General features: G+C 44.1%; 14 protein-coding genes. 8 read left to right on the forward strand and 6 right to left on the reverse strand.

Features of this window, described 5'->3' with window-relative positions; genetic code table 11:
* Window positions 1–167 precede the first annotated feature (167 nt).
* Entirely contained in the window at window positions 168–509 is a 342-nt protein-coding gene (locus tag AB6E08_RS16015; RefSeq protein ID WP_017101792.1) for a YggL family protein, read from the reverse strand.
* Between the two features lie 254 nt (window positions 510–763).
* On the opposite strand from AB6E08_RS16015, the gene AB6E08_RS16020 reads away from it, so the two are divergent.
* The gene (locus AB6E08_RS16020) at window positions 764–2791 is read left to right on the forward strand and encodes a PhoX family phosphatase (RefSeq protein WP_372064649.1); all 2028 of its coding nucleotides are present in this window, start codon (window positions 764–766) and stop codon (window positions 2789–2791) included.
* A gap of 249 nt (window positions 2792–3040) precedes the next feature.
* Here the strand turns inward: AB6E08_RS16020 and AB6E08_RS16025 are convergent, their stop codons facing one another.
* The 3 genes from AB6E08_RS16025 to AB6E08_RS16035 form a co-directional block, all read right to left on the reverse strand.
* Window positions 3041–3661, reverse strand: a complete 621-nt coding sequence (locus AB6E08_RS16025; RefSeq protein WP_004731394.1) for a LysE family translocator — start codon at window positions 3659–3661, stop codon at window positions 3041–3043.
* Between the two features lie 164 nt (window positions 3662–3825).
* Window positions 3826–5112: a DEAD/DEAH box helicase gene (locus AB6E08_RS16030; protein ID WP_012600498.1), complete on the reverse strand. Its 1287-nt coding sequence runs from the start codon at window positions 5110–5112 to the stop codon at window positions 3826–3828.
* A gap of 182 nt (window positions 5113–5294) precedes the next feature.
* Complete coding sequence (locus AB6E08_RS16035) at window positions 5295–6278, reverse strand: GTP-binding protein (RefSeq protein WP_372064646.1); 984 nt, start codon at window positions 6276–6278, stop codon at window positions 5295–5297.
* Window positions 6279–6818: 540 nt separating this feature from the next.
* Between AB6E08_RS16035 and clcA the strand changes: the two genes are divergently transcribed.
* Together clcA and AB6E08_RS16045 are read left to right on the forward strand one after the other, a co-directional pair.
* Window positions 6819–8225 (forward strand): H(+)/Cl(-) exchange transporter ClcA, encoded by a 1407-nt coding sequence (clcA, locus tag AB6E08_RS16040; RefSeq protein WP_017078301.1) that lies wholly within the window; start codon window positions 6819–6821, stop codon window positions 8223–8225.
* Window positions 8226–8526: 301 nt separating this feature from the next.
* Window positions 8527–9507 (forward strand): TDT family transporter, encoded by a 981-nt coding sequence (locus tag AB6E08_RS16045; protein ID WP_372064643.1) that lies wholly within the window; start codon window positions 8527–8529, stop codon window positions 9505–9507.
* 140 nt (window positions 9508–9647) lie between these two features.
* Here AB6E08_RS16045 and hmpA read toward each other — a convergent pair whose 3' ends face one another.
* A complete protein-coding gene (gene hmpA / locus AB6E08_RS16050) occupies window positions 9648–10844 on the reverse strand; it encodes an NO-inducible flavohemoprotein (protein ID WP_372064641.1) in 1197 nt (398 codons plus the stop codon).
* 349 nt (window positions 10845–11193) lie between these two features.
* On the opposite strand from hmpA, the gene norR reads away from it, so the two are divergent.
* On the forward strand, window positions 11194–12786 hold the full coding sequence (norR, locus tag AB6E08_RS16055; protein ID WP_372064639.1) for a nitric oxide reductase transcriptional regulator NorR: 1593 nt from the start codon (window positions 11194–11196) through the stop codon (window positions 12784–12786).
* 89 nt (window positions 12787–12875) lie between these two features.
* Window positions 12876–13235, forward strand: coding sequence for a glutaredoxin (locus tag AB6E08_RS16060; protein ID WP_029222916.1), 360 nt, complete (start codon window positions 12876–12878; stop codon window positions 13233–13235).
* A 108-nt stretch (window positions 13236–13343) separates the two neighbouring features.
* Here the strand turns inward: AB6E08_RS16060 and AB6E08_RS16065 are convergent, their stop codons facing one another.
* Window positions 13344–13937 carry an OmpA family protein gene (locus AB6E08_RS16065; RefSeq protein ID WP_032499738.1) on the reverse strand — a complete coding sequence of 198 codons (594 nt, stop codon included), beginning with the start codon at window positions 13935–13937 and terminating at the stop codon, window positions 13344–13346.
* Window positions 13938–14208: 271 nt separating this feature from the next.
* Here AB6E08_RS16065 and AB6E08_RS16070 point away from each other — a divergent pair, with 271 nt between their 5' ends.
* The 3 genes from AB6E08_RS16070 to AB6E08_RS16080 all read left to right on the forward strand — a co-directional run bounded on the left by AB6E08_RS16070 (window position 14209) and on the right by AB6E08_RS16080 (window position 16120).
* The gene (locus AB6E08_RS16070; RefSeq protein WP_372064636.1) at window positions 14209–14835 is read left to right on the forward strand and encodes a thioredoxin domain-containing protein; all 627 of its coding nucleotides are present in this window, start codon (window positions 14209–14211) and stop codon (window positions 14833–14835) included.
* A 42-nt stretch (window positions 14836–14877) separates the two neighbouring features.
* The gene (locus tag AB6E08_RS16075; protein ID WP_012600489.1) at window positions 14878–15351 is read left to right on the forward strand and encodes an FKBP-type peptidyl-prolyl cis-trans isomerase; all 474 of its coding nucleotides are present in this window, start codon (window positions 14878–14880) and stop codon (window positions 15349–15351) included.
* Window positions 15352–15529: 178 nt separating this feature from the next.
* A complete protein-coding gene (locus tag AB6E08_RS16080; protein ID WP_009845490.1) occupies window positions 15530–16120 on the forward strand; it encodes a TetR/AcrR family transcriptional regulator in 591 nt (196 codons plus the stop codon).
* Window positions 16121–16162: the final 42 nt, after the last annotated feature.

Consider the following 16162-nt stretch of genomic DNA (forward strand, 5'->3'; position numbering starts at 1 on the left):
TTTGAAGTAGTCATAATTCGTCCTCAATGTGTAAACACATTTCAGGACGGGACAACCAAACGCAAAAAGGCCCAATCGATATACCGACTGGGCCTTTCACTGATGTATAAAGCTTCTCTTAGGAAAGCTCTATTCGCTTCCAACTGAGTTCGCCGAACAACACCAATTTAGAATGCGTAGTTTGCGTCAACAAGTTCGCTTACTTCTACTTTGCTTACTTCTGCGCGAGCTTCAAGCCACTGCGCTACTTGCAGTTGCTCTGCTTCTGTCACTGAACGGTAGCGCTCAATACAACATAAGAAACCTTCGAACAGCTCTAAACCACCGCCACCAAAGCACAGGCCGATGCTGTCGATAAAATCGATAAATTCATCGATGAACACATCGTATTGGTCAAAATCAGCAATCGAAGTCGTGCAGCTTACTTCAAAACCTAGAATAGCGAATTCACCTAGGTATAACTTCTTGCGTAGGCGGCGATTTTTGTTTTCGATTTTATCTAATTTCATAACTGTCTCTCTTTTCGTTTGATAAAGCATTTATACACAGTTCTTCGTTAATTCCCAAGAGTTTTGTATTGCACGAGAGGCTTAGCAGAAAAAATCATGCTACAGAAACAAAATCTTAATCAAATCTATAAAAATCTGTCACTTAACTGCTTCACGATTAGTCACACATTGACCAAACTTATTAACTCATTAGTTAATAACTGAGTTAGTCATGAATAACGAATAATAAAATCAGCCAATAGGAAGCAGTCGAGATGAGCAAGGAAACATTTGATAGCACTCGTTTTAACAAGAGCAAAAACAAACCCTTCGAAGAAGTTTTAGATGCGAACCTTTCAAGAAGAAATGTTCTGAAAGGCGGTTTAGGCATCAGTGCAATGACCGCATTTGGCGCGTTTGGTTTAGCGGGTCACAGCACGGCTAACGCTGCGACAATGCAAGCAACGGGCGCACAAAAAAGCACTGCAACACTTGCATTCGAATCGGTTAAAGGATCATTGACAGACAGTGTCGTTGTACCAAAAGGCTATACAGCACAAGTATTGGTTCCTTGGGGTACCCCACTGAACAAGCAAGGCAAGGCTTGGTTAAAAGATGGAACCAACAACGCACAAGATCAAGCAAACTCACTGGGCATGCACCACGACGGCATGCACTTCTTCCCGCTTAATGGCAACAGCAACGACGGTTTGTTGGTGATCAACCACGAATACATCGACCAAAAAGCGCTGCACGCCAACGGCCCAACATACAACGAAGGCGCTCGCCCTAGCCTTGATGAAGTACGTAAAGAGATCAACGCGCACGGTGTCAGTGTGGTTCGTGTGAAACTTGAAGGCAACCAATGGGTGATGGTCGATAACGATCCACTGAACCGCCGCTATACAGGCGCAACAGTAATGGACCTGTCTGGCCCTGTTGCTCACAGTGAATTTACCAAAACCAAGTTCTCACAAGACGGCAGCCAAGCTCGTGGCACGTTAAACAACTGTGGTAATGGCTACACGCCATGGGGCACTTACCTAACGTGTGAAGAAAACTGGCCGGGTTATTTTGTTAACAAAGGCGAGACAACGCCAGCACAAAAACGTATTGGTATCGCTACCGACAAAACACGTTACGGTTGGGACACGCTTTCTGGTGACAAACAAGAACGCTTAGACGAATTTGCTCGCTTTGATGTCACACCAACAGGTGAGTCAGCAATGGACGATTACCGTAACGAAGCACACGGTCACGGCTACATAGTTGAAATCGACCCATACACAGCAAACTCTCGCGCTAAAAAACGTTCTGCACTGGGTTGTTTCCGTCATGAAGGTTGTACGTTTGGCAAACTTACTGAAGGTGAGCCTATCGTGTTCTATTCTGGCCACGATTCTCGCTTTGAATACCTGTACAAGTTCGTTTCTGAAGCGAAATGGGACCCACGTGACGCAGAGCCGAGCAATCGCCTAAGCGCGGGTGACAAGTACATGGACAAAGGCACACTGTATGTGGCTAAGTTCAACGATGACGGTTCAGGTACTTGGCTACCACTAACGTTGGGCAGCAAGACGACAAACGGCGGCAAGCTAGGTGATTCATTTGATTCTCAAGCGGCGCTTATCATTAATACCGCAGGCGCTGCCGACCTTGTTGGTGCAACGCCAATGGATCGCCCTGAATGGTGCTCTGTTGACCCAATGACAGGTACGGCTTACCTAACGCTAACTAATAACAACAAGCGTAAAGAAGCGAACTCTGCGAACCCTCGCGTAGACAACAAGTTCGGTCATGTTATCCGTTGGGATGAAGGTAAAACGGCAAGCGAGTTCGATTGGGATATCTTCGTATTTGGTTCTCCAGCAGTGGAAGACAAGTCTATTAACCGCTCAGGCCTAACAGACATGAACCAATTCGCAAGCCCTGACGGCTTAGCGTTTGATGCTCGTGGCATCTTGTGGATTCAGACAGATAACGGCGCAGACGAAGTTACTGGCTACACCAATGACCAAATGCTGGCAGTGGTTCCATCTCAGTTAACGGATGACAACGGCAACAGCGCGGTAATTGATGCAAACAACCAAGCACAACTTAAACGCTTCTTTGTAGGTCCAAACGGTTGCGAAGCAACAGGCTTTACCATTAGCCCTGATTACAAATCACTGTTTGTGAACATTCAACACCCAGCAAACTGGCCATCGTCTCAAGATGCAACCGCACAAACTCAAGGCAACGTTCGTCCAAGAGCATCTACCGTTGTGATTCGCCGTGAAGACGGCGGTGAAATCGCAGTTTAATACGCAAATCTAGCTAAGATCATCAACCTTACTATTATCTAGTTTCTGTTCGCTAGCTAAGTAAAATCAAAAAGAGCGATAAGGCCAAATGCCCTATCGCTCTTTTTATATTCTATAAGCTCTTTGACTCAACTAATGATCTGCGGCTTTGTAAACTGCTCTTCACCCCAAACCAAATCACGCACCGTCATCCTCGAGAAGGAGGAACGACTGAGTCGGTGATCTCTGCTCGTTGCAGGCTAACCAGAATTAGCTAACGAACAACCACACACCAACGCCCATCATTAACGTACCTGCAATACGGTTCATCAACTTAACGTTATCGGCTTTGCCCAGCATATGTTTTAGGCTCTTACCACCTGTCGCGTACAAGGTCATGCAGACAAATTCAGAAACCAGAATAATAGACACTAAAATCAACAACTGCGGTGCTAAGTCTTTATTGCTGTTAATAAAAGGAGGCAGTAACGAAATCATGAATGCCCAACCTTTCGGATTCGCAATCGCTGTCACGAAGCCTTGAACCACCAAGTCCCAATCATTGCTGACTTTTGTTGTTTGGTTGTCAGTGCTGATCGCCAGTTTGCCTCTCGAACGCCACATCTGAACGCCTAAATAGAACAAGTAAGCTGCACCAACAAACTTGAAGCCCGTAAATAGCCACGGGTAGTTCAACATAATAGATGCAATACCCAATACCGCAGCAATGGAAACCACAGCGACACCGGCCAGTTCACCGATCATCATCCATAATGTACGTTTGTATCCAACACTCATTCCAAGTGTCAACGCCAAAGTCATACACATACCGGGCGTGATTGACACGAAGAAAAACGTGGGAATAAAAGCCCAAAGTAGTGCGCTATCCATATTATTACCTTATCGACTTATTTTTATTTAGTGGCTTTTGCTTCTTGATCGGACTTGAAATGAAGCGATGTTGAAACGAAGTAGTGATGACAATAACCAATATTGCGAACAATACAAACAAAAAGAGCCACATAACAGTGGCTCTTTTTAATCACCAACCGTAATTACTTACGACGGTTTTTAATTCGCTTCATCATAGTCAAACGACGTTCAGCGCTTGCTTGATCTTGAGGCTCTTCGTTCGCGTTGTTCTTACGACCTTGGCGGTTTTTGTAAGCCGATTTAGTGTTCAGCTTCTCGATGTAAGCATCACGTTTCTTCGGTTCATAACCCGGTTGTTCAACACGGCGAATACGTTGTTGAATCAGTTTTTCGACTTGAACAACAGTCAGCTCTTCTTCGCGGTTAACAAAAGAGATTGCATGACCTTGTTTACCAGCACGACCTGTACGACCAATACGGTGAACGTAATCTTCCGCTAGGAAAGGCATGTCATAGTTAATTACGTGAGGTAAGTCTTCGATATCAAGGCCACGTGCCGCAACGTCGGTTGCAACCATTACGCGCGCTCTGCCTTCTTTGAAGTCATCCAACGCACGACGACGAGCACTTTGCGCTTTATCACCGTGACAAAGTACCGCTTTAATGCCGTCAAGCTTGAGCTCTTTAACTACATCGTTTGCTGTTTCTTTGTAGTTCACGAAAACAAGCACTTGACGCCAGTTTTTACGACCGATCAGCTCAGAAAGTAACTCTGTTTTACGCTCTTGATCAACTGGATACACCACGTGACCAACAGTTGCAGCCGTTGAGTTTTCACGCTCAACACTGATACGTTTTGGTTTACGCAGAATATCAACAGACAGTTGGTTTAACTGAGTAGAAGTCGTTGCAGAGAACATCATGATTTGCGGTGATGTTTCTACATCTAGCATGATCTTACGAACGGCATTGATAAAGCCCATATCAAGGATACGGTCAGCTTCATCAAATACTAGAAATTCTAGGTTTGCGATAGACACGTTACCCGCTTCTAAGTGCTCTTCTAAACGGCCAGGTGTTGCAACCAAAATATCCACACCCAGCTCTAGTTGACGAACTTGTGAAGACATCTTGTTACCACCGTAAACCGCAGAAACGCTTAGTTCCGTGTATTTAACGTAGTCTTTAATGTTTTGAGCGATCTGCGCAGCAAGCTCACGAGTTGGAGCAAGAATAAGGCCGCGAGCCGTTCCTCTAGACGCCTTTTTGCCGCTGTTCAAAAGGTGTTGGATAACAGGCAATGAAAATGCCGCTGTTTTACCCGTACCGGTTTGAGCAGTAGCAAAAATATCATGGCCTTTACGAGCCATTGGAATCGCTTTTTGTTGAATTGGAGTGAGTTTTTCATAACCACACTCAGTCAACGCTTTGACTAATTCAGGAGCAAAACCTTGAGAGGAAAATGACATTGTTACGGGTTCCTTAAGCAGACAGCCTACATTCTTATTTCAGCCGAGCACTATAAAGTAATTAGAGTGATTTATCTCACATTTATCGTGATATAACGCAAACTTTCTCATTTAATCTGGTGTTTACCCCACCTTCAACGAAGTAAACACCGAGATCATCAGTTCAAACAGTAAAAATGGCGCTATTTGATGCCACACAGCTTGAGTAGAATCTGCTCGAGATCGTCCCAAGGCATTAACTGCGAGTCGATCACTTCAAGACGAGACTCAAAGCCATCAAGGGAAATTTCATTCACTGACACCACTTGATTCGCCACGTTAAACGCATAGCAACCTTGTTCAGTATTCACCACGGCTTTTACACGCTCAGCCGTAAGATCCGACAGCATTGAAAACAGCGCATCAAAGTCGAACTTATGCTCTGCGCCAAATAGCCAACCGCAACTGAAATAGCCCTGTCCTTTATTCTCTTTACGGATGAAAGCTTCACCGGGAGGAAGTTGGAATTGAGGCTCTTGCTCAGCGTGATCGTGATGATGCGCTTCAATATGAGAGGAAGCACTGCCGTATACTCTTTCAATGTCCAACACTTCCAATGGCACTTCACCATCGTGAATTAGCTTATGGAAGACTTTTGCTGGCGTTTGATCCGTCACCCAATCATTGAACACATCGATGTCTTCAGAATGCACAAGGTCAACCTTAGTACCAAAAATCACATCAGCACTGTCCAGTTGATCATTGAAGTTCTGATTCGACGTGTACTTTTCATTGGATAGGTTTCGTGGGTCAACCAAGCCAAGCGTCGCTTTTAAATCAACATAAGGTGTGTATTGCTCTGAAGTGAGTGTCGCAATAACCTGTTTAGGGTGACCAAGCCCAGTTGGCTCAATCAATAAACGGTCCGGTTTTTGGCGCAGTAAGGCATTAATACCTACCGACATAGGCACACCTGCAGTACAACACATGCAGCCACCCGGTACTTCTTTAATTAAAGCACCTTGGTCTGTCATTAATGCGCCATCAATGCCGATTTCGCCAAACTCATTAACCAGGACAGCCCAGTTTTCATTCTCAGGTTTATTTTTGAGCAGGTTCAAAATAGCTGTCGTTTTGCCAACACCCAAGAAACCCGTAATTATGTTTGTAGGAACTTTTTTGGTCATATCAGTTCTCCTTTTTTTAGGAGTATATACACAATCACGGAGAAATTGACCCCAATCGCTTGTTTATACGGAGAATGATTTAAGCCAGAAGTTGTATGAGTGTCACTAGAAAGGGGGGAACTATGAAAAAGGAATGCTCCAGACGAACTAAAGGCGTACTTACTCAGTACGCCTCACCCTCGTTACTCAATCGTGAGTTCGCGAATCAGGAAGCCTTAAATATCGACCTGAACATTTAACGAGGAACTAAAACTTTATTCTGAATCCATCCAAATTGTGTGTAAAACCTCACTTCTCCTTGCGGTTCGTTATGTTGCTTTACGATTTAACTATGGTTCATTTTTGGGGATATTCAAGCCGCCACCGGAGAATCGATCAAAATTGTGACGGCGATTCAACTATTGCCTATAGATTCCATTTATGTAACACGTATATTCCATAAATGAAATTCAACTTTGCATCTTTGCTGCTATAGGATATGCAGAGGACGCGTATAATTTATTGCAGTCCCGCCTCAACCCATTCAGGAGCCTTATCTCAATGACCAGAAGAGAGAAAATTAAGCAGTCCCTACTCGCCAAAATGCCAAGGGATGCTATTAATCAATTTCTCTCAAGAGATAAAACACCCGCTTCCGTTCTCTTTCTTTCTTGTATTGTAGGTGTACTTGCTGGCGTGGTGGGTACCTATTTCGAAGTCGCGGTTCATTTCATCACAGAAACTCGTACCGATTGGCTTAAAGATGAAATCGGTAGCTATTTACCCCTTTGGCTGGCCGCTTTCCTTATTAGTGCTGCATTTGCCTTTATTGGTTACTTCCTCGTTCACCGCTTTGCTCCAGAGGCTGCAGGCTCAGGCATCCCCGAAATTGAAGGTGCTATGGACGGTATGCGCCCTGTTCGATGGTGGAGAGTATTGCCAGTAAAATTCTTTGGCGGTATGGGCGCATTAGGCTCTGGTATGGTTTTAGGTCGAGAAGGACCAACCGTTCAAATGGGCGGCAGTATTGGTCGCATGGTCACCGATATCTTTCGAGTTAAAGATGACGATACTCGCCACTCACTATTAGCTTCGGGTGCCGCAGGTGGTTTAGCCGCCGCATTCAATGCACCACTGGCTGGCATCATGTTTGTAGTCGAGGAGATGAGACCACAGTTTCGCTACTCACTCATATCAATTAAAGCCGTCATCATCTCCGCGGTTTCAGCCAACATCGTTTTTCGATCAATCAATGGACAATCTGCCGTTATCACTATGCCTCAATACCAACCGCCTGAACTGGATGCTCTGTGGTTATTCTTGTTGTTAGGCGTGTTGTTCGGCCTGTTTGGTGTGATTTTCAATAAGCTGATTACACTTTCGCAAGACCTGTTTGTGGCAATACACAAGAATGACCGTAAACGCTACTTAATGACAGGTTCCCTGCTGGGCGGTTGCTTTGGCTTATTGCTGCTCTATATACCCGAGTTGACTGGCGGTGGTATTGGTATCATCCCGAACATCACGAATGGCAACTACAGCGCAAACGTGCTGCTGTTAATCTTCTTAGGGCGCGTGCTCACCACGCTACTTTGTTTCGGCTCTGGTGCACCGGGTGGTATCTTTGCACCAATGCTTGCTCTAGGAACGCTCTTTGGTTACGCGTTTGGGCTTATCGCGGCGGCATTCTTTCCTGAACTGAATATTGAACCGGGTATGTTTGCAATTGCTGGCATGGGAGCCTTATTTGCCGCCACCGTGCGAGCACCTATCACAGGCATACTGTTGGTTATTGAAATGACCAATAACTACTACCTCATCTTACCGTTGATCATCACCTGCTTAGGCGCGGTAATCATTGCTCAGATGTTAGGTGGTCAGCCAATTTACAGCCAACTACTTAACCGTACGCTGAAAAACGAGAAACTAAGACAGCAAGATCTCCCTCAGCAAGAGGAAGTTCGTTAATTACATTGAAAACGTCAGTTCAAATGTGGGACTTAAACGTAACTCGTTGAGTTCCACTAATACAATCAAATCCCACTAATACAATAAGCAAACCAAGCTCAATATTTATAGAACACTCAAGAAAATCAAAAACACTTTCATCGCGCTTTATATATCAATTTCGAATCAAAACCTTAAAAGCAAACGTTAAACTTGCTATTATCCACGAAATTATTTACATGCCTAACAACACCGATGGTGAGCATGACTGAACGTTTTGATTAGAGTATACGTTCTACATTTAACTGAGTGGAGCAAGTCGTTGAACTGGAGAAGATTAACCCAAGTAAAGAATGTTCCACCATCTCAGGCATCTTTAGCACTTGGCGTTATAGGGCTTGGGCAAGCTTGGGCATTATATCTGCCAGGGGTTGGTGAGATCATTCGCCCTTACCTTGCTGCATTTGGCGCACTGTTATTGCTACCCGTTTTACTTCGTTATCTCACCAGCTTTAATACTTTCATCAATGACATTCGTCACCCGCTTAGTGGAAGCTTGATGGCACCAATGAGCATGGCGTTATTGATTCTATGCGACTATTTAGCCGAAATCTCTCCAGTCATTGCTTACCCAGTCTGGTTCTGCGCGTTGTTATTGCATTTTACCATGATGGTGTTGTTCTTTAGTTTCCAGATCATCAACTTTAAAATGTCGAACATTGTACCGAGTTGGTTTCTGTATCCGGTGGGGTTAATCAGCAGTTCCTTAGCAGGCTCACAATTTGGGCACACCGTTTTTTCAGAAACACTTGCGGCCACTTGCATCGGTATCTATTTCCTAATGCTGCCAGTGGTGTTGTACCGCTTGGTATTCGAAGGAAACCTGCCACGCCGAGCAAGACCAACCTTAGCCATCATGGCAGCACCTGTGAACCTGTCTTTAGCGGCTTACTTGGTTAACTTCGACAACCCAGACCCGATTCTAACAGGCGCGTTGGCTGGCATTGCTATCACCATGACACTGCTGATCTACTTGTGTTACATACGATTGATGCGTCTGAAATTCCAACCTTCGATTGCTGCCGTCACTTTCCCTTCCGTGATCAGCGCTATTGCCATGCATCGTCTAACTACGTTTTTCGGTGCGGAATACCCACAATGGTATTGGCTGCACAAGTTTGGTTTCTTCGAGCTAACCATCGCGACCATCCTAGTGATTTGGGTTGCAGGTGGTTACGTGAAAATGTACTGGCCTGAGTTTTTTGATTCTGATTACCTGTCCAAAAAGGTTAAGCGTTCTTAAAACGAACGCCAGAAGATCTTACCTTGATCACCCCCAACTCCAATAACCAATTGTCTCTCGCTGGATTAACCAAACGAAAAAAGGCCTCACAATGTGAGACCTTTGAATAGGCAAGGTGTTAATAGATCAGGCGACTACGATTAGAAATCGGCGTGAGGGCCAAAGACTTCGTAGTGGACGCGAGAACGGTCGACTTTAAGTGCATCTAGCTGTTCTACGATGTTCTTCATGAAGCCAACAGGACCACAAATGTAAAAATCGCTCTCTTCAAAGCCTTTGGTGTCAGAAATAGACGCTAGGTCCATTTGGCCTTGATGCGTGTTTTCACATGCAGATTCGTCTTTGTTCATGTACCACGTTTTCGCTTCCCAACCTTTGTCAGCAACAATATCTTTAACACGAGTCGTGAAAGAGTGTTGACCTACGCTCTCACAAGCGTGAAGGTAAAGTACTGGTTCGTTTTTGTCTTCCGTGTTTAGGAATTCAAGCATAGACTGCATTGGCGTTACACCAACACCTGCAGAGATGAGCGTTACTGGCTTGCTGCGCTCTTGATACATAAAGTCACCTGCAGGTGCGTATAGGCTAACTTCATCGCCGATAGCAACGGTATCGTGCATGTGGTTAGAAACAACACCTTGCGTTTCTTGACCTTGGCCTTCACGCTTCACAGAGATACGGTAGTATTTTCCGTTCGGCTTGTCTGATAGTGAATACTGACGGATCTCGCTGTATTGTGCGCCTTCAGGTTTCACTTCGATACCAATATATTGACCTGGTGTGTAATCCAAAACCTCACCGCCATCTTTTGGTTGTAGGATGAAGCTTGTTACTAGAGCTGATTCTTCAATCTTATCTGCAATCACGAAAGTACGTGCTGCTTCCCAGCCACCTACCGCTTGCTTACGCTGTAGGTAAAGCTCTGCTTCACGGTCGATAAATACTTGCGCTAAGAATAGGTAAGCGGCAGTCCATGCTTCTTCTACTTCTGGAGTAAATGCCTCAGTCGCTAATTCACGCAGTGTTTCAATCAGGTGCAAACCAACAATTTGGTAGTGCTCTGGTTGAATGTTAAAGCTTGTGTGTTTCTGTGCAATGCGCTCAACCGCCGAGGTTAACGCTGCTAGATTTTCGATGTTCTTTGCATAAGCCGCGATAGCTTCAAACAGTGCGACACCTTGGCGACCTGTTCTTTGGTGAGTCATATTGAAGATATCTTTCAATTCAGGGTTATGCGTGAACATGCGTTGATAGAAGTGTTGAGTTAAAGCAGGGCCTGCGCTTTCTAAAAGAGGAATCGTCGATTTGATGATGTTGATATGTAGATTGTTTAGCATTGATTTACTCCGAACACTTAGTCTTTTGACCTTTCATGTCAAATTGACTAATTTTATTTAAAGATGACTTTATATTAATTCTTTCTCAATGAGCTCTTTGGCTACTATTTTTATGAGAATTACGTGGACTGATAAATTCGCATTAATTGATTCAAATCAATGATAGGTCAGATATTCAGTCATATAGACAACACGCAATGGACACATTGCACAAACGGTGCCAACATGCGAAAGCTTGTTGTGCCTAGCATTCCTTCAAAAACCCTCTTCAAACTTTAGTCAAAAAGACCTTTTTTTTATGTCATAAAGACTCTACCATGTATAAAAATACAAACAGTATGAGCCCTTTATGCAAGATATCTCAGCATCCACTCTCATGGAAATGACCATTGGTTTAGCCAGCGGTGTGAACGATCAAGACCGTTTCAATCGCTTAATCGATGCCATTCGTAAAACCATAACGTGTGATTGTGTCGCACTTTTAAGCCTTCAAGGCGACACGCTAGTACCCATCGCAATGCAAGGGCTCAGTCGAGATACATTCGGTCGCCGCTTTATTATTTCAGAACATCCACGTTTTGATGCGATTTGTGCATCGCGTTCTCCAGTTCGTTTTGATGCGGATAGCTCATTGCCTGATCCTTTCGATGGCTTACTGATCGACCACGACGGCGATTTGCCTATGCATGCCTGTATGGGTTTGCCTCTTCTTTTTGGTGACAAATTGTTAGGGGTACTAACCCTCGACAGCCTAAAACCTGATGTCTTCGCGAATATTCCTGCTCGGAACCTAGAAGTTCTCGCTGCTATTGCTGCCTCTACGATGCAAATGGCGATGACTTTCTCGCAACTTGAACATCAAGCAAAACAGTCAAAGCAATTACTGGAAGAGCTGAATGTTGAAGCGTGGGAACGTGACGGCGGCGAATTGATTGGTAATAGTGACACCATGGTCGCGCTTAAAAACGATATCGCGGTTGTCGCACCCTCTGAATTTAATATTCTGATTCATGGTGATACAGGTGTTGGTAAAGAGCTCGTTGCTCGAACCCTGCATCACCAATCGCAGCGTAAACGTAACCCACTCGTCTATGTCAACTGTGCAGCTATTCCTGAGAACTTGGTAGAGAGTGAACTATTTGGTCACGTTCGTGGCGCGTTTACTGGTGCAGACAAAAACCGCTTAGGTAAGTTTGCTCTAGCCGATGGCGGCACGCTATTCTTAGATGAAATTGGTGAATTGCCTTTAGCAGCACAAAGTAAGCTATTGCGTGCACTGCAAAACAACGAAATCCAACCTGTAGGCCAAGACAACATTCAAACTATTGATGTTCGTGTTTTAGCTGCAACCAACCGAGACTTAAAGCAAGAAGTTGAAGACGGTCGATTCAGAGCCGATTTATACCACCGATTGAGTGTGTACCCTATCGCAGTGCCAGCTCTGAAAGACCGAGGTGACGACATCAGCTTGCTAGCAGGCTTCTTCCTAGAACAGGCACGTCGTAAACTTGGTATCAACCAAGTTAAATTCCGCTCTGATGTACTGGTATTTTTAAACCGTTACGATTGGCCAGGTAACGTACGTGAGCTTGAGCACGTGATTAGCCGTTCAGCACTAAAAGCATTAGCTCGTAGCACCAACAAAAACCTCGTGACAATCACTAAAGAAGATTGTGGCCCACTCGACCAAGATCAGCCTATAGCGACGACACAGGTAAAAAACACACCTTTATCAACACCAACGATCGACCTATCTGCAGGTTTACGTGGCGCTACCGATGATTTTCAACGCAGCATCATCACTGAGGTGTTGGAAGATGCCAACTTTAACTGGGCGCAAGCAGGGCGAGTTCTGAAAACAGACCGAGCAAACCTGACTCGACTGTCCAAACGTTTAGGGCTAAATGTGGCGAAGTCTCACACGATCGAACGGACAAAATAGATATTAGCGGTTTGTTGCGAGCATCTGACAAAACTTGTGTATATAATGCTGCAAATTGTAACGCTAATTTTAAATATGTAGAGAGAGTTATGAAGTTTATCCGTTGGTTTTTAGGTCGCGTCATCTTGTTGTTGAATTTTGTTTTCAGCCCACGCGGTGTGAAGCGTTCTCAAGAAGAACAAAGCAAAGTGAACGAGCAGGCAAAAACGCACACGTTGTACCAATTCGAGGCATGTCCATTTTGTGTAAAAGTACGACGCTCGATGAAACGTCAGTCTGTTCAGTTTGAACTTCGTGATGCAAAAAACAACGAACAACACCGTGCAGAGCTTGAAGCTGGCGGCGGTCGTGTGAAAGTGCCTTGTCTACGTATCGAGAAAGACGGTAAAACTGAGTGGATGTACGAATCTTCAGATATCGTATCTTACTTAGAAAATCAGTTCGCATAAGCGGAAAAAGCAACACAAGCAAAATACAAAAAATCCCTCTTCATGAGGGATTTTTTTATGTCTGTAATCGATACGCTCTTTCGATTCAAAGAATCAAGCTTCTCGCATCTATTTCGCCACAATCAGCATCAACTCTACACGGCGGTTACAGGCTTTACCTTGTACTGAAGCGTTGTTACACGCGGGAACGTACTCACCGAAACCGCGGGTGTAAATAGCACGACTCGAAACATAGTTACTTTCTAAGCGAGCTTTCACTTCTTTTGCGCGCTGTTCAGAGAGCGGATCATTAACACGATCACTACCTGTATTATCAGTGTGTCCTTCAATGACGACATCAATGTCTTGGCGTCGAGAAAGATAGCTGCCTAACGTGTCCAACCAATTGTTGTAAGCGGGTTCAGGAGATGTCGAACCTGTTTTAAAGTTCACATGCTGTACAAGCTTTACCATCACATGGTTGCCAGGTAAAACTTCAAAATCGATACGGTTTTGTCTTAAAAAGACTTCCAGTGGATCATTGGTCGAAACGCCACGTCCGTAGTTAGTGGTAATAGTTCCTTGCTGATGAGTGGTTTGAACCACCCCCCATTCAGGGTACATAATGTCGTAATCAGTTTTCGGTGCAGTTTGTAACATATCCTCACCGAATAACCCCGTTGGTAACGTAGTTTCGCACCCAGCCAAAGCTATGCTTAACATTATCGCTAAATATCTCATTACTTCACCAACCACTTATGCAGATAAACCATTCACTAATGTCTATATCGGCACTGAGAGAAAAACTTTAGACAAAAACTTTATACGAAAAGAAAGCACGTCCCAAAAAAGTGTTTTTGATCACAGTTAACCGTCAACTCGCCTGTCATCGCCCGCCCGTTCCAACTGTTTGCATTTATTTACCTTATAATTGTTTTCCAATTCGTACTAAATAGTTAGAATCTCACGACTTCTCAACGCTAGAGCAAACATTATGTTTAAACCATTTACTAAATTCATCACAGCACTTGCTGCCGTACTGATTATCGCGGGTTGTAGTGAAACAGACGAGCCACAGAAAGGCGTTCAATACGAAGCGCTGCCTACTGCTCTAACTGAATTTAACCTGTCTCCGATCACTGAAATCTTCTCTCTAAATTGTGGTCACTGCCGTCAAATGGAAAGTGCAATTCCAGAGATCGAATCTCTAACAGACCAAACTATTGGCAAGATGCACGTTACGTTCAATGAAAGTGCTCAAATCAGCGCAATGATCTACTACACAGCAGCAATGCAACTTGATGCAAAACCTGACCACGCGTTCATGGACGACCTATTTGCTGCGGTTCAAATGGGTGCAGATGCGACTCCTGAACAACGTCAACAAGCTCTAGAGACTGAGTTCACTTCTCGTGGTCTGGTTAGCCCATACCAACTGAACAAAGAACAGCAAGTCGCTCTATTTGACTACGTAGAGAAAGCTGAAGAGATCTCAGTAAAAGGTCAAATCAACTCAGTACCAACATTTATCATCAACGGTAAATACCAAGTACTCACAGCAGGTCACCAAGATGTTCAAGGTATCGCAAAAACGATCAACTACCTTTTGACTCAGCCGTAACGGCTTTTCTCTATAAAAAATCAACAATAAATAGGTTTTACTATGTCTAAATTTATCATCCCGGTCATTGTCTTTATTTTGGCTGGCTTCATGATCTACCGCACTTGGATGAACCATAAATCTGGCGAAGAAAATATCGAACAAGGCCAACAATTCCTTATCGAAAACGGCGCTAAAGAAGGGGTTGTTACGACTGAAAGTGGTCTTCAATACCTAGTTCTTGAAGAAGGTACTGGTACAGAGCACCCAACTAAGAACAGCAAAGTAACGGTTCATTACCACGGTACACTTATCGACGGCACTGTTTTCGACAGCTCTGTTGATCGTGGTGAGCCAATCTCATTTGCTCTTAAACAAGTGATAAAAGGCTGGCAAGAAGGTTTGACTTACATGGTCGAAGGCCAAAAAGTTCGCCTGTTTATCCCAAGCCAATTGGCTTACGGTAAAGGTGGTTCAGGCCCTATCCCACCATCAGCAACTTTGATTTTTGATGTTGAGTTAATCTCTATCAAATAATTGAAGAGACTGATTTAAGCCCTAACATACGAGCTATGTTGGGGCTTTTTTATATGTGAACGTTTGAATAATTGAATAATTGAATAATTGAATAATTGAAGCCACTTTTGTAACGACGGAATATACCTCAAAAAGCCGAAGACTAGACGACTGGTCTAATTTAACTTATAGTAAGCCCATGAACGATAAAACGAACGACACACGCCTGCATGTTTTAGATGTTGGCTACCAATTAATAGTGAACAACGGCTTTAACGGCGTTGGCTTATCGCAATTGCTTAAAGAAGCGGATGTTCCAAAAGGATCGTTTTACCACTACTTTAAATCTAAAGAGCAATTTGGCGAGGCTCTGATCCAGCACTATTTTGAGACCTACATCAGCAGAGTTGAAACTATTTTGGTTCATGGTGAAGGCAACCATTACCAGAGAATTATCAGTTATTTCACTCGATGGTCACAGATTGAAAACGGTACTTGTAACGCTCATAAATGCTTAGTCGTTAAGCTCAGCGCCGAAGTTTCTGATCTTTCTGATCCTATGCGCCAAGCGCTATTGAAAGGTGCTGAGAAAGTGACGCATACCATCGAGCAGTGCATTGTCGGTGGTATTGATGATGGCTCGATAAAGGTTGAAGAGAGCCAAGAAACCGCTCAAAATCTATATTCTATGTGGTTAGGCGCAAGCTTATTAAGCAAACTAAGCCAGAGTTCACGTAGCTTAGAATCAGCTTTAAACCTAACCCAACAGATTTTAAAAGGTAAAAACTAACCACGTACTGTGTTTAGTCTTTACTAACGACAGATAACCCGC

The organism is Vibrio sp. 10N.247.310.24 (assembly GCF_041467175.1).
GTDB classification, from domain to species: Bacteria; Pseudomonadota; Gammaproteobacteria; order Enterobacterales; family Vibrionaceae; genus Vibrio; species Vibrio tasmaniensis_A.